The organism is Flavobacterium sp. LK-23 (assembly GCF_058135255.1).
Map to the genome: position 1 here is coordinate 593208 of NZ_JBYUVT010000001.1, position 24137 is coordinate 617344.

Sequence of the window (24137 nt, forward strand, 5' to 3'; positions counted from 1 at the left end):
AGATTTAGCTTTGCGAACTTTATATTTTTCTAAAGATATTTTAAATAATCTTAGCGTTCTTTGCGGTTAATTAACTATTCCTCTTCTTCATCCTTTTCAACTGCATCCTTATAATCTGGATATAAGAAATTGTTATAAGGAAAACGTGTTATATGAATCTGGCGAACAGCTTCATAAACCGTTTCTCTGAATTCTTCAAAATTTTCTTTGTTTCTTGCAGAAATAAATAAAGCTTTATTCTGTCCAACATTACTCATCCAAGTTTGTTTCCACTCGTCAAGTGTCCAGTGTTTTCTGGTTCTTTCCGTGATCAAATCATCTTCCTCGATAGTTAAATGTTTGTAAGCATCAATTTTATTAAAAACCATAATGGTTGGTTTATCGTTGCTTTTGATCTCTTGTAAAGTCTTATTTACAGACTCGATATGATCTTCAAAATCTGGATGAGAAATATCTACAACATGAAGCAATAAATCGGCTTCACGAACCTCATCTAAGGTACTTTTAAACGAATCTACTAATTGTGTTGGTAATTTTCTAATAAATCCTACTGTATCAGAAAGCAAAAAAGGAAGGTTTTTAATCACCACTTTTCTAACTGTTGTGTCTAAAGTTGCAAATAATTTATTCTCAACAAAAACATCACTTTTACCAATTGCATTCATCAAAGTCGATTTTCCAACATTGGTATATCCAACCAAAGCTACACGAACCATTGCTCCACGGTTGCTTCGCTGAATACTCATTTGCTTGTCAATCGTTTTGATTTTATCTTTCAGCAACGAAATTCTATCACGTACAATACGTCTGTCTGTTTCAATCTCCGTTTCTCCAGGTCCACGCATACCGATACCCCCTTTTTGACGCTCAAGGTGTGTCCATAAACCAGAAAGTCTTGGCAACAAATATTGGCATTGCGCCAATTCTACCTGCGTTCTTGCGTATGAAGTTTCGGCTCTCTGTGCAAAAATATCTAGAATCAAGTTCGTTCTGTCTAAGATTTTGCAGTCAATTATTCTTGAGATATTTTTTTGCTGAGATGGCGTTAATTCATCATCAAAAATTACAGTCGATATTTTGTTCTCTTTTACAAAAAGATTGATGTCGTCAATTTTCCCTGTTCCAACAAAAGTCTTAGGATTAGGGCGTTCCATTTTCTGCGAAAAGCGTTTAATAACTTCACCTCCAGCGGTAAAAGTTAAAAACTCCAATTCGTCTAAATATTCATTTAGTTTTTCTTCACTTTGATTCTGAGTAACAATACCAACGATAACTGTTCTCTCAAAATTTATAACTTCTTTTTCTAACATAGTCTTGAATAAGGTGCAAATTTAATCATTTGTCAGCTACAATCGATTATACAATTTTGTTTTTACGTTTATATTAAGACATTATAATTCAAAAAAAAATGGAACCCGTCAAGATAAACTCAACTAAAGCTCCACTTTTCAAATGAATGGTCTAAGTTTAAAACCTTTATTCGTAAATAAACGTTTTTTCCGTTTTCACAATTCCGTTTTCTTCTATTTGAGAACAAGAAATTGGGTAATTTAATTTGTTGTATTTGTATTTTCTGCTCACCGCAACTAAAGCTGTAGATGATGGGCTGAAATTCATTTCGTTATTATAAGAAATAGATTCAAATTCAAATTCTTCTTCATGATAAGAAATCATTGGAACAATTACTTTGTAATTATCCCCAAAAAGACTCTGAACGATTAACTGGTCAACCGACTTTTTATCATCGTAAGTGTATGATTTAGAGATTTTGTCTCCTACCAATCCTTTATGTCTTGATACATTATCGTTTACATAAACATATTCTAATTTTCCAATAATAGCCTTATTTCTATCTCGTGAAGTACGTCTTACAATAATTCCGTTTTCAACAAGATATTCAATATCGTCTACTAAATTCTGGTGGTTGGTGCTCTTTTTTGTAGTTACTTTTACCCTTGCTCCTTCATATACAAACGAAACCACTTTTGTAATATAATTAGGGCCTTCCTGATATTTTTTCACAAATTTGGTAATGTTGTTATCAGGGTTGTAAGTATAGTTGATTACTTCTTTCCAATCGCTTCCCACTTTGTCTTTTACAGTCATATCCAGCAAACCATTTTTGTTGTAATAAAAATGCTGTACAACATCTGAAGTGGTTATGGTTTGAAGCTTACCCTCTTTAAAAACCATTGTTTTGTTAACAATTTCGCCGTCTTTAGAGTTTTGGTAATTTGTTCTTACAATGTTAATCTGCTTTAGTTTAACGTCGTCTTGACTGTGCATCAAGCAAGGAAACACCATCATTAAGATGGCAATAAAGTAGGTTTTCATATTTGTTTTTGTATTGATTTGGGATGACCAAAATACAAAATTCAATTAGATTTTAACGTTTTGAAATACAAAAACTACAAACTTTTCAATAATACTTTAAAAATCAGTAGATTATTTTCATTATTCTAAATTAGTTCTTACTTCTCTCCAAATATCTTTACGTCATCTACCATAAAAGCGCCATTTAATGTTTTATCTTTTCCAGAACCAATATATTTAAATGCAATATGTATATTTCCAGAATAAGCAGAAAGATCGATTCCGCCAGAACTTATAAATTCTCGAGCAGGCGTTGAAAGCGTTGGCACTTTTGCTTCCAGTTTTGTCCATTTTGCTTTGGTCACACTTGCACCATCAAAATTGGTTGAAACATAAACTTCTAAAGTATTTAAAGGCGAATCTACTTTCAAATCATGCTGTGCACTTCTAAACGAGAGAACAGCATTTTTATACCCTGTAAGATTTATTTTTGGTGAAACTAACCAAGCTATATTCTCAGCCGCAGTTGTGCTTGTGGTATTAAATTCGGCATAACCATTTCCGGCGTAAACCATACTTTTCCATAATTTAGATGCTTTCTCTACAATATTACTCCAGCCCGGAAGCACAAAATTGACATTGTTTTTAACCGATTGGAAATCTTCTGAAAAAAACGGAGTATTTCTTTTTCCATTCATCACAATATCACTTTCATATCGGACCATAAATTGATAATCAGTTCCAAATTTTGTTAGAATACCTCTTACTTTTCCGCTTCCTTCTGGCACAAAATGATCTGCAAATTTTGCATAAGCGCTTGTTCTAAAAATAATCTGATTTCCTGTTTTATCTCTCAAATACCAATTCGTTGAACCTCCTACATTATTGGATTCTTCAAAATAATGGCGTCCTAATGCTGCTTCTGTAAATTCAACATCATTTAATTCGATCAAAGTATTTAGTTTAGAATCCGAAAGCGCTTCTTCCACAGAAAGTGATTTTACCAATTGATTCTCGTCTATAGTGGTACAGGAAGCATTCAGCACATTTCTATATTCGTTTTGAGAAATCCTTCCAATTGTCGGGTCTCCAGCATTGCTCACATACAAACTTCCGATTCTTAAACCACCATAATACAAATCTGTAAATTGATTTTTAAGTTTTACAAACACTTTATTTCCCACTCGATAATCAATGTAAGTATTGGTGGCATCAACTGGAGCACTAAAACCAATAGCAGGCGCATTTTCAGTTTCTTTTGTCTGTAATGAAATCGTTTTGAAAAAATTACCTCCTTCATCACTCGATATAACATAAGCTTCTATGATATCATCATATAAATATTGTTTAGCAGTCGTTCCCGAAAGCTCACATAATTTTGCTACCGATTTGTTTACAGTAAAATTAGGTTGATTACATTTTAATTCTGGCGTTTCAACCTCGTTACTGCAACCATACAGTAACGATATAACAAAAAATAAAATTAGTTTTTTCATGAGGAATAGGTTTATAAACCGATTGTAAGATTTAGAAAATAAGTTCGGCCATAGCCATAATAATATCTTGGTCCAAAAGATGGCGTTCCACTAGATGCGTCCTGATTTAGTGCTCTAAAATTGGCATTTCTTGCCTGTTCAAAACCACCAGTTTTATACATTAAATCGAAAACATTATTTATACTGGCAAAAAGTCCCACGTATTTTTTATGAATACGCCAAGATTTGCCTCCGCTAAAATTTAGTAATGTGGCAGGATTAAACTTTTCTTGTTTTAATAATTCATTTCCTCTTTCGGAAGTTGCTTCAGGAAAAGGAAAACCATTGGCTGGATTGATATAAAATTGAGAAGTACGAGAAATTGGTGAAACATCAATATAGTTTTCTGCCAAATAATTGATGTTCCCGCCAATCCACCAGAACTTCGGATCACGATATTCTAATCCAAAAGAATAGGCCTGTTGTGGAGTTCCTGGCTGCTTATAGTTCTTTAAATAAGCGCTTCCAAAATCAAAAGTTGTTTGCGCTCCTTCTTTCGCTCTATTGGCATCGTTTACAATGATTACGTTCGGATTGCTATTGTAGATGTAATTCCCGAATGCTGCAGATAAAGTTGTTTTTACTGTTGGCCAAATCTGATATTCAAAACTTAATTCTGCTCCAATATTTTTCTTATCCAAATTGGTCAAAGTCTGACTTACAAATGCATTGGTTGAATCATAACCCGAACCGTTGTCAAAAATTCCTTCTGCATAGAAATAAGAAGTTTTTGAAGTGTTTTTAATCAAAGAATAATATGCTGTTAAACGTAATTTGAGTTTTGCAGAACGGTATACATAATTAGCCTCGGCACTACTTATATTTTCACTTTCGATTCCGTCAACGACATTGTTATTTAAACGTGAATTTGAAAACGTATTTCGAAGCGAAGGCGCTCTGGTAAAATGTGCAGCATTAAAAAACAACAATTGTTTTCCTGAAATTTTATAGGTAAAACCTCCTTTGAAACCGAAATTCTCAAAATTTACTTTCTCACTTTTACCTAGCGAATTTGTTGGATACAATCCGTTTTGATACAGTCCTTCTCTTTGGTAATCTGACATGGAATAGGATTGCGCCAAAAAGAATTCTGTTTTATTATAGCTAAATTTAAACTGCGCAAAAACATCTAAAGTATTCGCCAGTAAATTATAATTGTATCCATAAATATCTCCTTTTACGACTTGGCGATCTGGATGCTGCAAATCGGACTGAGAAAGGCTTCCTTTATAAAACGGATCAATATCATCAAAATAAGCGCCACCTAGAAGATCTAATAAATATTGAAAATTATGCGATTTTAATTTCTTAAAAGTAAATCCTCCATCAAAAGAAATATTGGGAGTTATCTGTGTATTCAAATTTGAATTTACTGCCCAAGTCCTATCATCTGTTCTGTCTTCATAAAGCACATAATGACTTTGAGCAGGCAAATAACCATTTTGCCCTATTTTTTGATTGGCAAAATACATTACATCCCAATTGATATGCGGATGTTCCAGAAATGCCACTTTGTTTTTTTCTGCATTTTCATAATCTGGAGTAAATGCGCCCGAAAATTCGCCTTGATCTTTCGCGTAAAGCGAACTAAAATAGCTTGGCATTTTTTTATAATAAACAGGATCTGGACTATCAGCATTTTGGTAATCGATATTACTGTTTCCAACTTTACCGAATTGATACATAATAGAAGAATTCAGATTGGTTTTATCATCCATTTTAAAATAATGATTCAGCATAAAGAGCGGCTCTTTTACATTTTTTATTCTTGCATTTCTCTTTTCACCATTCTGAAACCCCCAATACGAATTGTATTTTTCGCCCATTAAATCAGTAACCTCAGCTGTATTCGCAGAATTCTTTCCGCGAGAATTTGGCGTGTAAAATCCTGTAAAATTGAGAGAATGTCTGTTGTTTAATTTCTTTTCGGCACTAAGAAAAAAAGAATCAGCATCGAAATTTGTGCCTTCAAAATACCCTTCATCTGCCCAGCGTTTTCCAGCCGAAACTACAAAAGCCCAACCAGAGGCATTCATTCCTGAAGCATATGTTCCTATTGCCCGCCATAAATAAGTGGTATTGCTTCCCGAAAACGTGAGTGATGTTCCTTTTCTATATAAAGAAGCACGAGTAAAAATCTGTTGTGTTCCTAAAACGCCTCCAAAAGTATAATTGGAAGCTGCTGTTCCTACTGAGAATTCCTGATTTCGGAGCACATTGTTTAAACCACCCCAATTTCCCCATTGTGGTCTGCCATCGTAAATTTTATTCATGGGCATTCCGTTAAGCATCGTGATGGCATTTTCGCTGTCTAAACCACGAATGCGAAATCTAGCCTGTCCCCAATTGAATGCCGATGCCTGCATAAAAGCATCTCTTGAAGATTGTAAAAGTCCAGATGCCATTTCTGATGAACTGTTATCATCTGAAAAATCATTATCTGAGAGCGTAATCAATGCAGCCGGGACCTCGTCTGAATAAGTATCTTCTAATTGTAAAATTCCAAGATCAATATCCTGTCCAGAATTAGACTTTACTTTTAAAAGAAAATCTTTGTATCCTTGACTTCTTAGTAAAAGCAGCTGTTCTTTTTTGGGAAATATATGAAGTTCAAATTTCCCGGTTTTTGATGTAAGTTGCATCACGGCTGTATTCTGTATCGTTACCACTACACTTTCCAACGGATTCTGTGTTCGGGCATCAATAACAATTCCTGTTACCGTAATTTCTTTCTGCGAAAAAGCAAAATTAAAGAACCAAAAAATAAAGAAGAATGCGTATTTTTTTACCATTAAAACCTATTATTAACTTTGAAAATATTCTAGGATTACAATCCTTAATTCAAAAGATAAAATTGGTTTTTGGAAAAAAAGAAAATTTCAAACTTCAGCGCTTGAAGTTTGAAATTCAAAAATAAACAAAATATTTAATTATAAGTAAATTCTTTCAAATTTATTTTAATATAATGAAAGAATAGTTAAAAGAAATCAATTTTACAAAGGGGTTTATTACGCTTCAGTTCTAATTTTAGAAACCATAAAAGCGATTAGAACACCAAAAATTCCGATAAAAGCAAAAGAAAACTGCAATCCGAAACTTTGCGCAATATGTCCAATTACAGGCGGTCCCATTAAGAACCCTAAGAAACTTACACTCGAAACAATCGTTAAAGCTTCTCCCGCTGGAACTGTCGGATTTTTACCTGCAATACTATATACAGTAGGAACGATCGTGGCAACGCCCAAACCTACAAACATAAAAGCGATTGTGCACGGAATGATATAAGGAAGAAAAACAGCTGTAAAAAGCCCAGCCGAAATCATAACACCGCTGATCTGCATAACACGTTCTCGGCCAAATTTATTGATTAATCCGTCGCCAAGAAATCTTCCGCTGGCCATCATAATCATAAAAGAAGTGTAGCCTAAAACCACCAATGGCCCAGGGGCTTTTACAATATCTTTAAAGTAAACACCACTCCAGTCGAACATAACGCCTTCGCTGGCCATACTGCAGAATCCGATAACACCTAACCAAAGTAAAGCGGTATCTGGTTTCACAAATAGCTTTTTGCCTTCTTCTTTTGGTTTCTTTTTTTCTTTGGCTCTAACCAAAAATTTAAAGTTAAAAGCGACCATCAATAAAACAATTCCGGCTACAATGATAAAATGATGCAACGGACTTAATTTTAAAGCTAGCATTCCTAAACCTACAAGTGCACCTGTAAATCCAGCAAAACTCCACATTCCGTGAAAAGAGGACATGATTGTTTTTTTGAACAAAACTTCAGTATAAACCCCTTGCGTGTTTACGGCAATATTGGCAAGATTTCCGAACACGCCAAACAAAAATAATCCTAATGATAATTGTAACGATGTTGTCGCCAAACCTAAATTGATTAAGCACAAAACATACATAATTAAAGAGAAAATTAGAATACGATGACTGCCGAATTTGGTTACCATTTTTCCTGAAAATGGCATAACGATTAGCTGTCCAACCGGAAGTGCAAAAAGAATAGAACCTAAATCTCCTTCTGTTAAATGCAAAGCTGTTTTGATATCTGGAATTCTACTAGCCCATGTGGCAAAACTCAAACCCATTCCGAAATAAAACATTCCCACAGCAAAACGAATCCGATTTAAATAGGAAGCTTTGGCTTCTCTAAATACTTTCTTGATTTTGGCTTTGGTCTGAAAAAGCGATAATGGATTAATGTTTAACAGCATATTGAATTTTATTGGAATAGGATCAAAAATACTAAAAACGCTCGTTAAAGTGCATAAAGTCTAAGGTTATACACAATATACAACGTTATTGTTTATAAATTCAAAGGTTTTGAGTTGAATTCTTATTACTAAAATTACAATTTTTCGGCTTTAGTAGAATTATAATTGGTTTGATTTTTTTATTGAAGCAAAAAAGGAGCATTCTCAAAATTGAAAATGCTCCTTTTTTAAATATTATACTTCTTTGTTCCTACAGAATGTGTTATGATATGCCTATTACCTTTTGCTGGGCATTACTCGCAATTGCAGCTTCTATAACCTGCATTACTTTTACACCTTCGTCTGCGGTAACAGGTTCTTTTTTATTGTTTGCAATAGAATCGTAAACGCCATCGAAGAAACTGAAATAATTGCCTTGAAGCGTTGGTATTTTTTCTCGCACAATTTTACCGTCTATTTCGGTGTGTAAAAGTCCCTGTAAACTTTCATCTTCTGTTCCCCAAGAATCTAGGTTCGGTTTTTTACCAATTTTCAATTCGTCTTCCTGAACATCTCCGCGAGGTTTTAAGAAAGAACCTTTTTTCCCGTGAATGGTATATGCCGGATTGGCTTCTCTCACAAAAAATCCTGCTTTTAAACGGACTCTGAAATTAGAATAAAACAAAGTAAGATCGATCCAGTCGTCTACAACTGAGTTTTCTCTCGTTACTCGAATATCTCCAAAAACTGCTTTTGGACAGCCAAATAAACTAACCGCTTGATCTATAATATGAGGACCTAAATCTTTTAGAACTCCTGCCCCATCATTGGCAGTTTCTTTATGCGCTTTCGGACTCAATAACGGATTGTAACGATCAAAATGAAATTCGGCTTCGACCAAATCTCCTAAATGACCTTCATCGATTACTTTTTTAACGGTTTTAAAATCGCTATCCCATCTTCTATTCTGGAAAACAGCCAATTTCAAGCCTTTTTCTTTCGCGATTTTTGCCAATTCTTTTGCTTCTTCAGCCGTTGTTGTAAATGCTTTTTCTACAACAGCATGTTTGCCTGCCAAAAGCACTTTTTTAGCATATTCGTAATGTGTTCCAACTGGTGTGTTTACAATGACCAAATCCACATCATCGCTTAATAATTCGTCGAGCGAAGCATAACTTTTTACGTATGGATAATCTTCCTGAATTAGCTTTTTGCTTCTTTCCCAAGAACCTAAAAGTTCAAATCCTTCGTGAATATCTAAAAACGGAGCGTGAAAAACTTTTCCCGACATTCCGTATGATAATAATGCTGTTTTTATCTTTTGCATTGGTTTTGTTTTAGTTTATTCGCCACAAATTCACGAATTAAAAAAATAGATTCGTGAATTCGTGGCGGAAAAAAAATTAAAGTTTAGCTCTTTCGTATTGTTTTGGCCATTGAATATCGTCGTTTAGTTCTTTAGCAAAATCCAACGGAAGGTTTGGGTTTCTTAAAGATTCTCTGGCGAACAGAATTAAATCGGCTTGACTGTTATTTAAAATTTCTTCGGCTTGTTTGGCTTCTGTAATTAAACCCACTGTGCCTGTAGAAATTCCCGCCTCTTGTTTCACTTTTTCTGCAAATGGAACTTGATAACATGGTCCTAATGTGATTTTCTGATGCGAAACCAATCCGCCTGACGAAACATCAATTAAATCTACTCCTTTTTCTTTTAATATTTTGGAAAGCTGTACAGATTCTTCTGGGTTCCAACCATCTTCTGCCCAGTCGGTTGCCGAAATTCTAACAAACAAAGGCAAATCTGAAGGCCATTCTGACTGTACTGCTTCTACAACTTCTAAAGTGAAGCGAATTCTGTTTTCGAAACTTCCTCCATATTCATCTGTCCTTACGTTTGTTAAAGGCGATAAAAATTGGTGCAATAAATATCCGTGAGCCGCATGGATTTCTACAACTTGATATCCTGCTTCGACTACTCTTTTGGTTGCCGTTTTAAAATCGGAGATCACTTTCTGGATTCCGTTTTTATCTAACGCTTCTGGAAGAAAGGGTTCGTTGTCATGATACGGAATCGCACTTGGTGCAACGGTTTGCCATCCGCCTTGAGCGAAATCTAACTTTTTATTTCCCAACCATGGAGCCGAAACACTTGCTTTTCTTCCTGCATGCGCTAACTGAATTCCAGGAATCGAATTTTGAGAAACAATAAAAGCGTTGATTTGTTTTAGTTTTTCGATGTGTTCGTCTTTCCAGATTCCTAAATCGGCTGGAGAAATTCTCGCTTCTGGAGAAACCGCCGTCGCTTCCTGAATAATAAGCCCAGCACCTCCGCTGGCACGGCTTCCTAGATGAACCAGATGCCAATCGTTTGCAAATCCGTCAACGGCAGAATACTGGCACATAGGCGAGATTGCAATTCTATTTTTTAAAGTGATATTTTTTATAGTAAGCGGAGAAAATAATTTCGTTGCCATATACGTGTAACTTTTAATGAGTTTATACTACCAATTGAGTAAGGCAGTGTTCAAAAAGTAAAGTTACAGTATCTTGTTAAAACGAGAAATCGAAATGTTTATTAATTAACAAACATTTAAATCAAATTCTGCTTATTCCATAAATTATAATACTCCGTTTTTTGATCCAACAAATCAAAATGATTACCTGACTCCACAACAGAACCATTTTTCATAACCAATATAGTATCAGCGTTGGCTATTGTGCTTAAACGATGTGCAATGACGATTATAGTTTTTCCTGAGGATTTAAAATTATCAATAACATCTTTCACCATTTTTTCTGAATTAGTATCTAATGATGCAGTCGCTTCATCCATTAATAAGATTTCAGGATTTTTATACAATGCCCTTGCAATGGCAATTCTTTGCTTTTGTCCGCCCGAAAGCATCGCTCCATTTTCACCAATCTGTGTTTCAAAACCATTTGGCAATTTCTCGACAAACTCATGAATTCCAAGTTGCTTTGAAAGCTCTAAAATTCTCTGAATATTAGGAAAAGATTCCCCTAAAGCAATGTTTTCTATAATATTTCCAGAAAACAAATTAAGCTGTTGGGGAATAACACCAACAATTTTCCTTAAACTCTTATAATGAACATGTTGAAGATCAAAATCTCCAATATTAATTTTACCTTCTTTTATTGGGTAAAGATTTTGCAAAAGCGAAATTAAAGTCGTTTTTCCGCTACCGCTTTCACCTACAATAGCTGTTGTTTGATTTTTCTTGAATATGGCATTAAACTTTTTAAAAACTTCCATGCGAGATCCATAGCGAAAAGAAACATTTTCAAATTTTATATCTCCCAAATTTTCTTTTGATAATTCAATTTTGTTTTCTGTTTCTTCTCTTTCTAAATCCATGATTTCAAAAAGTCTGTCTGTTGCAATTAGTGCATTTTGTGCTGTTTTATTCATATTAATTAAGGATGCAACGGGCGAAGTAAAATAACCGATTAACGCATAAAAGGAAAACAATTCTCCAGGAGTAATTGCTCTGTCGATTACATAACCTGAACCAATCCACATTAAGATTACAGTAAATACAGATGCCAGAAACTGTGTCGATGTTGTGGCAAAAATGCCATTTAGACCAGATTTATATGTTATGAATAATAGTTTTACAAATTTGTTTTCGGTTTTTAAATTTGAAAACTCTTCAATCCCAAATTCCTTTACAGTTCTAACATGCGTAATGCTTTCAACTAATTGTGTTTGTAATTCTGCTGCATTCTCCATTATATTTCTTTCAACTTTTTTGTTGAATTTATTTAGCAGAAAATAAACTAAAACATAAAATGGAATAACTAGAATAATAACCAAAGCCAATTTCCAATAATAGGTAAACATTAATGCAAATGAAAAGACAACAATAAAAATATTTACAATCATTTCGATTGCGGTTTCATTTATAAAGGATCGTATTTTTACAGCATCATTTATTCTAGAGGTGATTTCTCCTATTTGCATGGTATCAAAAAACCGCTGTGGCAGATGAAGCAAATGTTTATAATACCCTAAAATTAATTTAGCATCGATTAACTGACCTGTCTTCATCACAAAAATACTCTTCTTTGCCCCAATATAAGCTTGAAGCAGAATAATTGCGACCATGGAAACACTTAATAAATTAAGCAGATTTCTATTGCCATCAACCAAAACATAATCTGTTATTTTTTGAATATAGATAGACATACCCAATCCTAAAACTGTAAATACTATAGCGCCAATTAATGCTTGAATTAATATAGTTTTGTGTGGCTGAATTAAATTCCAAAACCTTTTTATAGGTGACGTTTTTTCATCTACTATTTTAAAATCATCATTTGCTGCAAAAAGAATTAAAACACTTGTCCATATTTTTTGAAACTCTTCAAAAGTGTATGTTCCCATTTTGCCAAAACCTGGATCCATAACCGTAATTGTAGATTTTTCAACTTTGTAAATAACTACATAATGTTGCAATTGCTCTTTTACAATAATATGGGCAATAGCAGGAAGCGGTATTTTATCTAAAGAGTCTAAACCTCCTTTTACTCCTTTTGCTGTAAAACCCATTTTCTCGGCAGCTTCAATTATTCCAAGAACATTCGTGCCTCGCTTATCTGTGTTGGCATACTAACGAATTCTCGCTATTGGAAGATTAACTTTGAAATGGTTTCCAATAGATGCCAAACAAGCAGCGCCACAATCTTTAATATCATGTTGTTTTATTTTTATTGAAGCCATTTAATTTTAAGCTGATAGTTGTTTTGGGTTTAGCCAATTGTCTATTTTGTCAAATAGCAAATCGAATAAACTTCGGCGTGTAATTATATATCTCGTAGTTAAGGTCATTCCTTTTGAAACATCAGTCTTATATCCTGATTTTAGATGTAAAGTTTTAGAATCTAATGCACAGCGAACTTTAAAAAAAGCTTGCTCTCCCTGCATTGTTATATTTTGGTCAATATCAATTACTTTCCCTTCCAATAACCCCCATTGATTATAATTAAAAGCATCTATTTGAAATTTTACTTTTTGATTTTTCTTAATCAAACCAATATCGTTTGGAGAAACATTATTCTCAACAATAAGATGATCTGGAGAAGAAATTGTTGCAATAGATTGCGATACGTTTATAAAAGAACCTTTTTGAATCCCTGAAAAGTTTTCTATAGTTCCAGAAATGGGAGCCAAAACGAAATAATTATTGGCCTCAACGTTTATTTTAGCAACAGTTCCATTAAGATTTTTCAATCGTTCTTCTAAATCTCTTTTCTGATTTTCCCATGTTGATTTTTGCTGACTTATAAAACTTTGCAATGCTTGTTTGGCTAAGCTTAATTCATATTCATATTTTTCAAAATCTGCTTTTGCGATAATATCTTTATCGTACAAAATCTTATTTCGGTCATAATTTATCTGAGCGTGAGAAATTTTGCTTTGCAGTTCATTTTTTCCAGATTGAAATTTAAATAAATCTTCACGCGCTGTGGATGTCTGCAATTGTGATGGCTTATTTTGTAAAAGATTTGAAATATCACTTAACAACAACAAAACAGAGCTTGACAATGTATCTTGGGTCCTTTTATCGCTTTCCAAATTTTCTTTAGAGATCTTTAAAAGTGTATCTCCTTTTTTTACAAAAACATTATTTTTTAATGCTATACAATTTATCCTTCCACTTACAATTGTTGTAACAGGAACATTATCTATTTTACTTCGAATTATTCCTCTACTCTGACTGCTTATATCTAATTTAATTACTGGCAATAACCCCAATAAAGTGATAACAGCAAGAAGAATTATCAAATAAATTGAAAAGCTTTTTGTTTTGTTTTTTGCAATAAGATTTTCGAGAGTGTTTATAGGGTCTGAACTGAAGTCCATAGGTTATTTACTATAAAGAAGAATGTTTTTAGTCAAAACAATTATTAAAACTGCTTATAAATCTAATTATAAGCAGTTCTAGATAAAATTTAAATTCCTTGACGACTATGCGCAGTAATGTCGCTTTGATCAAGAAATCTATTAAACGAATTCCACATCATATGCGCCCCAACTCCTAATTCATAAAAAAAACCACCTCCATCAATGTTTTCTATTTCAACGTCATTTAATTCTACTAAATTTAATTCCGTGCAATCCATAATAATAAAGTTTTAGTTAAAAAATAAAGCAAGTGTTAAAATAATTAAATTATATAAAGAATGAATTATGACAGCATTTAGAAAAAAAGTTTTTAATCGAACCGCTGTGAGTATTAATCCTACTACAAGTTGTGGTAGGAAAAGAAATATTTTAGAAAAAATAGGGAGTGAGTTTAGTTGTTCTTCTTGATAGTTAGCAAAATGCAGTGAAACAAAAGTAACAATAGATAAAACTATAATTATGTTTTTCGTTAAACAAGCTGGCACTGCTAATTTCTTGTCAAACTGATATAGCAATATTGCCCCAATATACAAAAGACACATAATTCTAAGAAAAAACAAACTTGCTGATAGAAATAAAAACACACAAAGTGTAATACTACTTAGATAATGATTATTCTTTTTTAAAGGAAGCCTAAAAACTATTTCTTCTAGAATAGGAGCAACTAAGACAATACCAATACTACCCAAAAAAATATTCTTAAAAAAACTTTCCTCTACTTTACTGCTTGTCGGTTCATCGATACTCAAAATAATTTTTAAAATCTCAGTTACTATCCCAACCATAACAACTACGGATAAGCATTTAAGAATATAAAAAATTTTTTTTTTTTCAAAAACGTTGTTCTGCAATTCATTCATTTTTATTCTACCAGCTTCCAGTAGATACTCTGCTATAAGACTCTACCGAATTCCACCCAGCTCCAAAATCACTAAACGCATCATATATTGAAGCTACTTCTAATATTCTTCTAAAAATATTACCCCCTTCAACTTGTTCTATTTCTAGAACATTAAGTTCTACTAAATTTAAATTTTCTAATTCCATAATTTTTAATTTTAAAAATGTTAATTAATAAATCCAACAAAAATCATTTTCTCGAGAAGTATTTTAAAAAAGATATCCAATATCATAGTCAATTAGATGTAAGAATGCACATGTAAATTTCTCCAATCTTATTTGGATGTTTCCATAAAAATTAGTCTTTAATTAATCTTCATTTCCATGTAATTTTTATGTTTATACTTTTATAAATATGCTTATAGATATTTTTAAATTTTTATCTCGCCATAATTCGTCCTAAATAAAACCCTAAATAGAATAAAACAAACGCTATAATAAAGAGATAAGAAATAAAATTGAGTGTATTTTCTCTTGCGTAAAGAGCCATTTTGCGTGATATTTTTTTCATTTTCTATGATTTTATATTTTCTAACAACTCCTGTGAAATCTTAATTTTTTGAATAAATCTTAATCTTGTTTCAACTATTTTTTAGAAATAGAATATTTTTAAAGAGTTAATGACATATATAATATGCAAACTTGCCACACACATAACCTGCCCAATACAATAAAAATGACATTGCAACTATCAATAAAGCAATTTTAAGAAAGGGATCTTCTTTTAAAAATTCTTTAGAAAAATTCATAACTATTTATTTTTAAAGTTTTGCTTTTTATTAATAATATATAAAACACGACAGTCAACGCGCAAGAAATCCCAATTAAAAAAGAACAAATATGATTTTTAGGGTTTTCTCTACATATAATAATGGTAATTAATTAAATGTTGTTGATTTTTCAAACATTTTAAACTTAGAGAGAATAAAAAAATCCCTCTAAGTTTGTATTGTTTATTATGTGTAGATTAATCTACTACCGCCATAATCAAAACTAGCACTAAAAGCAACATCCATCCACCATCCAATGCTTGGCCATGCTCCTCCTTCTATTTCTTGCGTTTCCTGAAAATCAAGCTCTACTAAATTTAAATTTTCTAATTCCATGATAATAAATTTTAAAAATGTTAATTAATAATTTCAACAAAATTTACTTTCTCGAGAAGTATTTTATTACAGCAAACTTATTAGACTTCCGTCCAATAAACTTGGACGGAAGTTAGAACCGCCAAAAATTTCTCTTGATTCATCATCTTTTATTGTTTTTAGCGAAAAAATTAATATCAATTCAAAAGGAGTTTCATAATAAAATGTCTCCCTCTTTTTACAATATTTTACTGGCGCATCGAGTTCTTTTATAAGATCTAGCTCGTTATAAAACTGGCTTCGGCTCAAACATAACCTTTTGGCAAATGTTAAAGGAGAGCCTGTTTTTTCTCCGCAAATTAACTTATGCATTTTTTTGATTCTTTCAATTTGTCTAATAAAATTCATATTCTCACTGTAAAAAATTAATAAAACAAAAAAGTCTTTAAGAAATTCAAAATAGTTTTGTTAACTATTTAAGAATAATCTTTTAAGCTTAAAAAATGAAATTAGAATTGAAATTTTAAAAACACCTCCCCAATAAGTTTTAAAAATACCAGAATAGGACATTTTGTAACATTTTCATGCAATGAAGTACTAATACAATAAGTGAGATTTACTTTTTGTTTAATAAAAACTAATGTAATTATTAACAAACATTTAAAACCTTAAACACTATCTTGCACTCTTATATTAAAATAGAAAACGCTACTTTTGTGCGTTAAATACGAATTAAAAACAAAAAATGGATATAGTTATCAAACTCTCTCAATTTCTATTGAGTTTATCTTTACTTATTATTCTTCATGAATTAGGGCATTTTATCCCTGCTAAATTGTTTAAAACCAAAGTCGAAAAATTTTATTTATTTTTTGATGTTAAATACTCACTTTTCAAAAAGAAAATCGGAGATACAGAATACGGTATTGGGTGGCTGCCGTTTGGTGGTTATGTGAAAATTTCTGGAATGATAGACGAAAGTATGGACAAAGAGCAAATGTCTCTACCTCCCCAGCCTTGGGAATTTCGTACTAAACCGGCTTGGCAACGTTTAATTATTATGCTTGGCGGTGTTACGGTAAACTTTATCTTGGCTTTTATTATCTATATCGGAATGGCCTTCGCGTACGGAGATACTTATATTGCTAATGCTGACTTAAAAGATGGTGTCCTGATTGAAAATCCGGTGATGCTTAAAGCTGGTTTTAAAACAGGTGACAAAATTATTTCTATTGATGGTAAATCTGTAGAAAATTTTGACAAAGACATGAATATTAATATTATCATGGCAAAAGAGGTTTTGATTGAAAGAAACGGACAACAGCAAACACTAAAAATGCCGACTGACTTTATAGATCAGCTTTCTAAAACAGAAAAAGGGCTTCTTGTTGGAATTCGTAGACCTTTTGCAATTAGTCAGATTGCGGAAGATTCTCCAAACCATAATTTAAAACCAAAAGATTTAATCCTTTCTCTTAACGGACAAAAAATTAAATATTTTGATGAAGCTAAAGCTGTTTTGGATATGAACAAAGGAAAGGAAATTCCTGCAGTTGTTTTACGTGATCTAAAAGAAACTCCAATTACTTTAAAAGTTAGTAATGATGGTAAATTAGGTGTTGTTTCTGGTGGTTTAGACATGAAATCATTAGAGAAACTAGGATACTATAAAATAAGTACTAAAGAATACGGTTTCTTCGAATCTATTCCGGTTGGTCTTCAAAAAGGAAAAGATCAATTGGTAGGTTACGGAAAACAATTGAAAATGATTTTTAATCCAGAAACTAAAGCTTACAAACAAGTGGGTGGTTTTGCTGCGATTTACAATATTTTCCCTAGTTCTTGGAGCTGGGAAGTTTTCTGGTCAATCACGGCTTTATTGTCAATTATGCTTGGAGTTATGAATTTATTGCCAATTCCGGCACTTGATGGTGGACACGTAATGTTTTTATTATATGAAATTGTAAGCGGCAAAAAACCGAGCGATAAATTCCTAGAGAATGCGCAAATGGTTGGTTTTGTTTTACTTATTTCACTACTACTATTTGCTAATGGTAACGACATTTACAAAGCAATTGTAGGCAAGTAAAAAAAAGTCAAAAAAAGAGTGAAAATGTTTTTGAGAAACTAAAAATAGTTTTATATTTGCACTCGCTAAAAAGAGCAACACTTTCCTCCTTAGCTCAGTTGGTTAGAGCATCTGACTGTTAATCAGAGGGTCCTTGGTTCGAGCCCAAGAGGGGGAGCAAAAAAGACTATCAGAAATGATGGTCTTTTTTTTTTGCCCAAATTCCAATATTATAGGACTGCTTATTTAATCGCAAAGAACGCTAAGGTTTACGCAAAGTTCGCTAAGGTTTAACGCAGAGTTCGCTAAGAGTTTTTTTTATGTGAGACTTAATAGGAATCTATAAAAGAGATCGCAAAGGTTGCCAATCTCTGTCGATATGCGAGTGTGATCCTTCGTTCCTCAGGATGACAAACTGTAGGTAAAACAAAAAAATTCGCAAAGCCTTATACACACAAAGCTTTGCGAACTTAATCTTTAGATTTAGCTCAAAATAACCTTAGCGAACTTTGCGTAAACCTTAGCGTTCTTTGCGGTTAAAAAAAAAGAAAACCCTATTTCATACTCAAAGTTTCACTCTTAAACCTTTTCATTAAAGTATTTGCTTTTTCATTTTCATTTATTGCTTTTAAGGACTGAGCATATCTGTAATAATAAATAACCTCTAAATCTTTAGCTTCGTCAAATAATTGCGTGTAATAGCCCGCTGCGGCACTTAGATTCCCTTCAAAATAAAAACGGTCGGCTACTTTTTTAAGCATGTCGATAGATTTATACCCTTTATCAATAACTTTTTCGTACGTGTCAACCATATTAACGGTTACATATTTTGAAGTTGTCGGAGCGGGAGCTGTAATTTCGACTTTAACGGGCTCTACAGAGACAGACGAACTTGCAACAAGCGTTTTAGTCTCTATTGCATTTGGAGCTACCTTAGGCTTTCTTTTTACGTAATTAGGTATTACCGTTCTAGTATTGTTTGGTCCAAGATCGTAAGTGTCGACCATGTCCAATTTTGAAACTTGGTAGGTAATAATTCTACCTCCAAAAAGTTTATTTATTCTCTCTTCTACATAATAAGATTGAATAACAAAATCATCATTAGAAAGACTATCCGTCAAAAGTGTCGTTTTTCCTGTTGCTGGAGAAGCGGAGGCATGGTTGGTGCGCTGAGCAAAACAGCCGAGAGAAAATACGAACGCAAGTGTACATAAAATTGCTTCATACTTTTTCATGATTTTTGAATAAAATTAGATGCCCCAATTAAAAAACTCAGCCTAAAGTTACTGATTTTCTTTTAGTTAGCTTTTATTCTGACCACGAATTACTTAGAAAACCGATAAAATACTTCTTTTTACCCATTTATCATTTGAACACAGGCTTTTTGGATTTCTTCGTCTGAAAATGATTCTAGCGCTTTTGCCACCATTTTACTGGTTCTAATACAGCTTAGCATTTTAATTCGTAAAGAACGACTGTCTCCGGATTCTGTTTCTAGAAGATGCTCAAAAATCTCGGTTAAGTATTCGGTATGGTTTTTATATTCTCCGTCGAAACAAAGATCTGATACCAATCTCGCTACCGATTCTATTATTTTGTTTTGATTGGCATTGTTTTCGTTTTCTGTTTTCATGGCGTTTATTTATGGTTTTGGTTATGAATAATTATTGTACGAAAAATTGTATTTTTGTTTCGGCTAAATAAACGATAGCATACATTCTAACAAAACATCGGGTTTGGTAATTCACCAAAAAAGATAGTCTTTTACCAATATCCTAATTTTTAAGGATTTTTAATATCTTTGAAGTATGAGCACAACAGCAAAACCAAAACATATCGGGAGAAACATAAGCCGCATTCGTGAGCTTAGAGGAATGAAACAAGAAGCACTTGCCATTGCTATTGGCATGAGCCAACAGACGATTTCTAATATTGAAGGAAGCGAAACCGTTGACGATGAAAAACTAAATGTCATTGCAGAAGCTCTTGGAGTTTCGGCTGAAGCGATTAAAAATTTCTCTGATGAAGCTGTTTTAAATGTTATTGGAAATACTTATACCAATAATGACATTGTTAATGCTGGACTTAATTACAACTGCACTTTCAACCCAATTGATAAAATTGTGGAACTTTATGAGCGTTTGGTTCAGGCTGAAAAAGATAAAGTGGAGTATCTGGAGAAGTTGATGAAGGGGAAGTAGATTCTTTTGAAAATATATAATTAAAGAGGCGCTTTTAAGGCCCCTCTTTTTGATTAAATAATTTAATAATAAACTAATTTATCTTATTTTTTAAATAGACCACTCACTTAAGAATTCATATTTTCTTTCTTGTTCTATATCCATTTTATAATAGTTAATTTTTCTCTCTATAAAACTTAAATGTTCTAAATATTCAATACTATTTAGATTTTCTAAATAATCCCTTAATTCCTCGTAAATAGATATTTCTTGCCTAATTATTGGTATTCTGCTTCCTGAGGTAACTATAGTACCAGCATAAAAATCAAGCCTTTTAAAGAAATCTATATTTGAATTTTTAATCATAATAATTTTCAAAAAATCAAATTTCGATTTGTTGAATTCTGAAACCACGATATTGAATATTAATTTTAATATCCTATCATCCTTGGTTTTATTTAATAAATAATTTAGAAAAATCAAACCCTTATCCTGATTTCCTCTAAATACTACCGAAATTTCTGAAGTCACATTATGAAACAGAGAAGGAAATTCACTTACGAATTCGATTATATATTCAAAAATCTCATTTCTATTTTCTAAATCCCATAAATTTTCAAAATTGTGTTCCAATAAATCTTCCTCACTTATAAAAGTTTTATCTTTAAAATTATTTTTTAATAGCCTTTTTATAAATTCTGGTCTTTCATTCAAAATTATTTTTAATACTTCTAGATCATAATCAAAATAATTGTTTTTTGCATCTAGAATTAAATACAAAAATTGTATACCTTCTATTCTTTTCCAAAATAACTTATTATAGTTTTTATAGAGATATTTAAAAAACCCATTATTAATAGAGAAATTTGTTGCGCTAGATTTTTGTAATAAAAAATCTACTATTGAGTCTATTTCTTTTTCAATCTCTATATCAAGTCCTATAAACTTTATTAAAACATCTTCTATATAGTCAATACAAATGGTTTCTTCGTCTTTGAAAAAATTATCAAAAATTAAAAAGTCATCTTGTATTACTAAATCTTTTGGCAGATATGTTAGAAAAGGAATTATACAGTATTTTGGTATCTCTTTTTTTACAAGTAAATTTCTTAATTCTTGAGTTTTTACTAAATCATAATTTATCTCATTAAAGATTAGTCCTATAAATAAGTCATTTGAATATTCATATTTAAATATCAATTTAAAAACCTCAACAAATAATTTAAAATTAGATTGCTCTAATTTTATAAGCATTTGTGATATTGATTTTTTTATTGTTGAATAGCCTCTAAAATAATTTTTTCTATATTGACTAATTGAATCAATTTGTTGAAGTAAAATTTGATAATCATTCAATTGGAAATTTTTAATAAATGTATATAAAAGTGCTTTTTTATCTTCAGCTCTTTCATTTAGTAAATACCATAAATCAACTTCCTTATTTTTAAATTGCTCTTTTACTATTTTATCATAAGTTATATTATAATATTTCAAATTCTTTAAGTAGCTATAAACTATTTCTGTTTCTCTGAAATTTGGATTAGGTAGGAAAGAATTAAAAAAATCAATTACTAATCCTTTATCAAACTCAACGATAGTATCGTTTTTTAGATGATGGTGGTTATATCTATGCTTATCAAAAAAGTCATAAACGTATTTCTTTAAATCGTCATTTTTAAAACTTTTAAAAATAAAACTCCATAGCTTTATTCTAAAATTTTTATGCTCATCAGATAATAAAATCTGTCTTCTACTCATATAAATTTTATCTGCATCCCAATGGTTAGTTTCATAACTATCAACTAAATATTTATTAGCAATAAACAATATAATTTTTGAATAAAATATACTATTGGAAGCTTTATCATACAAGAAATCAAATAGTTTTATTTGTGTATTGTAACTTGAGTTGTAATTATATTTTCCATAAGTATATGATTGAGTAAAAACTTTTAAAAGTTTTGAAAAATTTAATTGACTGGATAATCCATATTTTAAAATTACGTTTAACGATAGTATAAATTTATCCGAGAATTGCTGAAAATTTATAAGTACATCAAATATGCTGTCTTCATAAGATTCTAAATGATTATCCTTAAACACCTCAAAAGAGAAATTTTCTACCTCTAAATGCTCTGCGACAATTAGACTATTTATATAAGTTAAAGATTCACTAGGTAAATAAAACCAAAAATCTTTTAAGAATTTAAGAGCTTTATCTGTTTGTTTAACGTTTCCCCATTTATCATAAATATCATCAACTATAAGGAGTTTAATTTCGTCAAAACCATAATTAGTAACTATTGGTGATAGAAGTTTCATTAAAGAAAACTTATTTTCATCAATATATAGATCCAATAACAGTTTAAAAGGAATTTGCTTTTGCTTTATAAAAACTAGATAGAAAATATATTCTCCTAATATTTGATCTGATATTTTATAAGAGTTTTTATATTCATCTGCAATTTCATAATTATGCAAAACCTCCAGAGTTTCTAAAAGTTTGTTTTTCGAAATATCAAAGTATTTTTCAATTTCTTCGATTAATAATAAATTACTGAAATCTATTGTTCTAAATAAAGATAGAATTCCTGCAACCTTTATTAGTTCCTTATCAACATTTAATTGTTGATTTACTAATGAAAAATACTCTTCTAATATTAATGATGCATTTTGTAATTTTTCAATTTCTCCATTAATTCCTGCAAGCGCAGCCATTACGGCAATCCTCGGATTTCCTTTTGAAATAGAATAAATTCTATTTGAATAAAACTCTGTAATATTAAAATCTGAGGATTGTAAAATCCTCATTAAATCCTCTTTTTCAAAATTTTTAAGTTCTATTAATTTATAATTTAATAACAAACGTTGAATTTCATTCTTAACATAGTTTCTTACGGTAAAAATTAATTTAATATTACCTATATTAAAATCATTTTTAAAATTGATAATTAGATCTAAATTGCTCTTTAATTTATTAGCATCATCAATAACAATTATATAGTTATTGCCTTGTATAAGCTGAATCTTTAAATCTTCCCAAATATCAAGAACTCCATTGGCTCTTATATATTTAATGATATAATTTGTTTGCCCTACAAACATATTAACTAACTCTAATGTAAATTTTGTTTTACCTACACCCGCTTGTCCTGATATGATTAGCAAATCATTTTTTTCCAAAAATAAAGTTGCTTCTTTTAATTCTTCATCTCTATTAAAAAACTGATTCGATAAGGGTGTCGAAAATTTAGATTTTTCATATTGTGACACAAATTCACTTACACTAAGAATTTGACCAGTATCTATATTAACACCTAATTCTTTTGCGATAGAAGGATATTCTTTAAATATAATTGTAGAAAAAGCATCAATACCAATAATTTCTAATTCTACAGAATAATTAATAGTATTTTTATATGAATTTAATTCTTCTTGTATTGCAGTTGTAATTTTATTGTTACACATTAAAATTATTCGAAGAATTTTTTCAGAAGGAACATCAAGTTGTTTAAAACAATGCTCTATATCTTGTTTCAATTTCGGAAGTAACCGTTTTTTATCTGTTGTTGTGATTTCATTAAATATGTAGAAATCTTTGCAAGGAATAAAATTATCTGGAGTTCCTTTTTTAGATTTCTCTTTACCTAGAACAAATCCTGTTGAATTTACGATATCATATTTATAAGAAAGATATAATCTACATAAATTTGCAAATTTATCTCCATTACAGCTGGCTAGTTTTTGTTCTATTTGAGTAATCATTCTACTATAATATATTGGTTATTTCAAGAAAACCAATATAATAAAACCATTTAAGATTTTAACAGCTAAAAGATTATTATTTATATGTGTAAATGGTAACAAACAAAAAAAAGCGCCGCAATCCAAAGATTACGGCGCTTTTCTATTTCTTAAAAAC

18 protein-coding genes, 1 tRNA gene and 1 pseudogene are annotated in these 24137 nt (G+C 31.3%); 3 read left to right on the forward strand and 17 right to left on the reverse strand.

Annotation, left to right across the window (positions count from 1 at the left end):
• Positions 1 to 74: 74 nt before the first annotated feature.
• The 14 genes and pseudogenes from hflX to AC3Y25_RS02605 all read right to left on the reverse strand — a co-directional run bounded on the left by hflX (position 75) and on the right by AC3Y25_RS02605 (position 16339).
• Positions 75 to 1310 (reverse strand): GTPase HflX, encoded by a 1236-nt coding sequence (gene hflX, locus AC3Y25_RS02540; protein WP_489901629.1) that lies wholly within the window; start codon positions 1308 to 1310, stop codon positions 75 to 77.
• A gap of 166 nt (positions 1311 to 1476) precedes the next feature.
• Positions 1477 to 2334: a hypothetical protein gene (locus AC3Y25_RS02545; RefSeq protein WP_379794962.1), complete on the reverse strand. Its 858-nt coding sequence runs from the start codon at positions 2332 to 2334 to the stop codon at positions 1477 to 1479.
• Positions 2335 to 2471: 137 nt separating this feature from the next.
• Positions 2472 to 3809: a DUF5689 domain-containing protein gene (locus AC3Y25_RS02550; RefSeq protein ID WP_489901630.1), complete on the reverse strand. Its 1338-nt coding sequence runs from the start codon at positions 3807 to 3809 to the stop codon at positions 2472 to 2474.
• 11 nt (positions 3810 to 3820) lie between these two features.
• Complete coding sequence (locus tag AC3Y25_RS02555) at positions 3821 to 6640, reverse strand: carboxypeptidase-like regulatory domain-containing protein (RefSeq protein ID WP_489901631.1); 2820 nt, start codon at positions 6638 to 6640, stop codon at positions 3821 to 3823.
• 216 nt (positions 6641 to 6856) lie between these two features.
• Entirely contained in the window at positions 6857 to 8077 is a 1221-nt protein-coding gene (locus AC3Y25_RS02560) for an MFS transporter (RefSeq protein ID WP_248728963.1), read from the reverse strand.
• 262 nt (positions 8078 to 8339) lie between these two features.
• Positions 8340 to 9383, reverse strand: coding sequence for a Gfo/Idh/MocA family oxidoreductase (locus AC3Y25_RS02565; RefSeq protein WP_489901632.1), 1044 nt, complete (start codon positions 9381 to 9383; stop codon positions 8340 to 8342).
• 76 nt (positions 9384 to 9459) lie between these two features.
• Positions 9460 to 10530 (reverse strand): NADH:flavin oxidoreductase/NADH oxidase, encoded by a 1071-nt coding sequence (locus tag AC3Y25_RS02570; protein ID WP_489901633.1) that lies wholly within the window; start codon positions 10528 to 10530, stop codon positions 9460 to 9462.
• A gap of 116 nt (positions 10531 to 10646) precedes the next feature.
• A pseudogene (locus AC3Y25_RS02575) lies at positions 10647 to 12797 on the reverse strand (peptidase domain-containing ABC transporter).
• A gap of 6 nt (positions 12798 to 12803) precedes the next feature.
• Positions 12804 to 13862 carry an HlyD family secretion protein gene (locus tag AC3Y25_RS02580; protein ID WP_489901634.1) on the reverse strand — a complete coding sequence of 353 codons (1059 nt, stop codon included), beginning with the start codon at positions 13860 to 13862 and terminating at the stop codon, positions 12804 to 12806.
• 167 nt (positions 13863 to 14029) lie between these two features.
• A complete protein-coding gene (locus AC3Y25_RS02585; protein ID WP_489901635.1) occupies positions 14030 to 14200 on the reverse strand; it encodes a hypothetical protein in 171 nt (56 codons plus the stop codon).
• A 12-nt stretch (positions 14201 to 14212) separates the two neighbouring features.
• The gene (locus tag AC3Y25_RS02590) at positions 14213 to 14842 is read right to left on the reverse strand and encodes a CPBP family glutamic-type intramembrane protease (RefSeq protein WP_489901636.1); all 630 of its coding nucleotides are present in this window, start codon (positions 14840 to 14842) and stop codon (positions 14213 to 14215) included.
• Between the two features lie 7 nt (positions 14843 to 14849).
• The gene (locus AC3Y25_RS02595; protein ID WP_427871522.1) at positions 14850 to 15029 is read right to left on the reverse strand and encodes a bacteriocin; all 180 of its coding nucleotides are present in this window, start codon (positions 15027 to 15029) and stop codon (positions 14850 to 14852) included.
• A gap of 809 nt (positions 15030 to 15838) precedes the next feature.
• The gene (locus AC3Y25_RS02600) at positions 15839 to 15988 is read right to left on the reverse strand and encodes a hypothetical protein (RefSeq protein ID WP_489901637.1); all 150 of its coding nucleotides are present in this window, start codon (positions 15986 to 15988) and stop codon (positions 15839 to 15841) included.
• A gap of 66 nt (positions 15989 to 16054) precedes the next feature.
• Entirely contained in the window at positions 16055 to 16339 is a 285-nt protein-coding gene (locus tag AC3Y25_RS02605; RefSeq protein WP_489901638.1) for a hypothetical protein, read from the reverse strand.
• Positions 16340 to 16712: 373 nt separating this feature from the next.
• Between AC3Y25_RS02605 and rseP the strand changes: the two genes are divergently transcribed.
• Both rseP and AC3Y25_RS02615 read left to right on the forward strand, forming a co-directional pair.
• Entirely contained in the window at positions 16713 to 18056 is a 1344-nt protein-coding gene (gene rseP / locus AC3Y25_RS02610; RefSeq protein WP_489901639.1) for an RIP metalloprotease RseP, read from the forward strand.
• An 83-nt stretch (positions 18057 to 18139) separates the two neighbouring features.
• Positions 18140 to 18213: transfer RNA gene (locus tag AC3Y25_RS02615), tRNA-Asn, on the forward strand.
• Between the two features lie 376 nt (positions 18214 to 18589).
• Here AC3Y25_RS02615 and AC3Y25_RS02620 read toward each other — a convergent pair.
• Together AC3Y25_RS02620 and AC3Y25_RS02625 are read right to left on the reverse strand one after the other, a co-directional pair.
• Positions 18590 to 19270 (reverse strand): hypothetical protein, encoded by a 681-nt coding sequence (locus AC3Y25_RS02620; RefSeq protein ID WP_489901640.1) that lies wholly within the window; start codon positions 19268 to 19270, stop codon positions 18590 to 18592.
• Between the two features lie 119 nt (positions 19271 to 19389).
• Positions 19390 to 19668, reverse strand: a complete 279-nt coding sequence (locus tag AC3Y25_RS02625; RefSeq protein ID WP_489901641.1) for a hypothetical protein — start codon at positions 19666 to 19668, stop codon at positions 19390 to 19392.
• 175 nt (positions 19669 to 19843) lie between these two features.
• Here AC3Y25_RS02625 and AC3Y25_RS02630 point away from each other — a divergent pair, with 175 nt between their 5' ends.
• The gene (locus AC3Y25_RS02630) at positions 19844 to 20236 is read left to right on the forward strand and encodes a helix-turn-helix domain-containing protein (protein ID WP_489901642.1); all 393 of its coding nucleotides are present in this window, start codon (positions 19844 to 19846) and stop codon (positions 20234 to 20236) included.
• Between the two features lie 90 nt (positions 20237 to 20326).
• On the opposite strand, the gene AC3Y25_RS02635 is transcribed toward AC3Y25_RS02630, so the two are convergent.
• A complete protein-coding gene (locus tag AC3Y25_RS02635) occupies positions 20327 to 23980 on the reverse strand; it encodes an nSTAND3 domain-containing NTPase (protein WP_489901643.1) in 3654 nt (1217 codons plus the stop codon).
• Between the last annotated feature and the right edge of the window lie 157 nt (positions 23981 to 24137).

Excerpts from the sequence above, each read along its gene's own strand:
- AC3Y25_RS02595 (WP_427871522.1), bottom strand. The coding sequence starts at position 15,029 with ATGGAATTAGAAAATTTAAATTTAGTAGAACTTAATGTTCTAGAAATA.
- rseP (WP_489901639.1), top strand. The coding sequence starts at position 16,713 with ATGGATATAGTTATCAAACTCTCTCAATTTCTATTGAGTTTATCTTTA.
- AC3Y25_RS02605 (WP_489901638.1), bottom strand. The coding sequence starts at position 16,339 with ATGCATAAGTTAATTTGCGGAGAAAAAACAGGCTCTCCTTTAACATTT.
- AC3Y25_RS02630 (WP_489901642.1), top strand. The coding sequence starts at position 19,844 with ATGAGCACAACAGCAAAACCAAAACATATCGGGAGAAACATAAGCCGC.
- AC3Y25_RS02570 (WP_489901633.1), bottom strand. The coding sequence starts at position 10,530 with ATGGCAACGAAATTATTTTCTCCGCTTACTATAAAAAATATCACTTTA.
- AC3Y25_RS02620 (WP_489901640.1), bottom strand. The coding sequence starts at position 19,270 with ATGAAAAAGTATGAAGCAATTTTATGTACACTTGCGTTCGTATTTTCT.
- AC3Y25_RS02590 (WP_489901636.1), bottom strand. The coding sequence starts at position 14,842 with ATGAATGAATTGCAGAACAACGTTTTTGAAAAAAAAAAAATTTTTTAT.
- AC3Y25_RS02550 (WP_489901630.1), bottom strand. The coding sequence starts at position 3,809 with ATGAAAAAACTAATTTTATTTTTTGTTATATCGTTACTGTATGGTTGC.
- AC3Y25_RS02560 (WP_248728963.1), bottom strand. The coding sequence starts at position 8,077 with ATGCTGTTAAACATTAATCCATTATCGCTTTTTCAGACCAAAGCCAAA.
- AC3Y25_RS02585 (WP_489901635.1), bottom strand. The coding sequence starts at position 14,200 with ATGGATTGCACGGAATTAAATTTAGTAGAATTAAATGACGTTGAAATA.
- AC3Y25_RS02555 (WP_489901631.1), bottom strand. The coding sequence starts at position 6,640 with ATGGTAAAAAAATACGCATTCTTCTTTATTTTTTGGTTCTTTAATTTT.
- AC3Y25_RS02600 (WP_489901637.1), bottom strand. The coding sequence starts at position 15,988 with ATGGAATTAGAAAATTTAAATTTAGTAGAGCTTGATTTTCAGGAAACG.
- AC3Y25_RS02565 (WP_489901632.1), bottom strand. The coding sequence starts at position 9,383 with ATGCAAAAGATAAAAACAGCATTATTATCATACGGAATGTCGGGAAAA.
- AC3Y25_RS02635 (WP_489901643.1), bottom strand. The coding sequence starts at position 23,980 with ATGATTACTCAAATAGAACAAAAACTAGCCAGCTGTAATGGAGATAAA.
- hflX (WP_489901629.1), bottom strand. The coding sequence starts at position 1,310 with ATGTTAGAAAAAGAAGTTATAAATTTTGAGAGAACAGTTATCGTTGGT.
- AC3Y25_RS02625 (WP_489901641.1), bottom strand. The coding sequence starts at position 19,668 with ATGAAAACAGAAAACGAAAACAATGCCAATCAAAACAAAATAATAGAA.
- AC3Y25_RS02545 (WP_379794962.1), bottom strand. The coding sequence starts at position 2,334 with ATGAAAACCTACTTTATTGCCATCTTAATGATGGTGTTTCCTTGCTTG.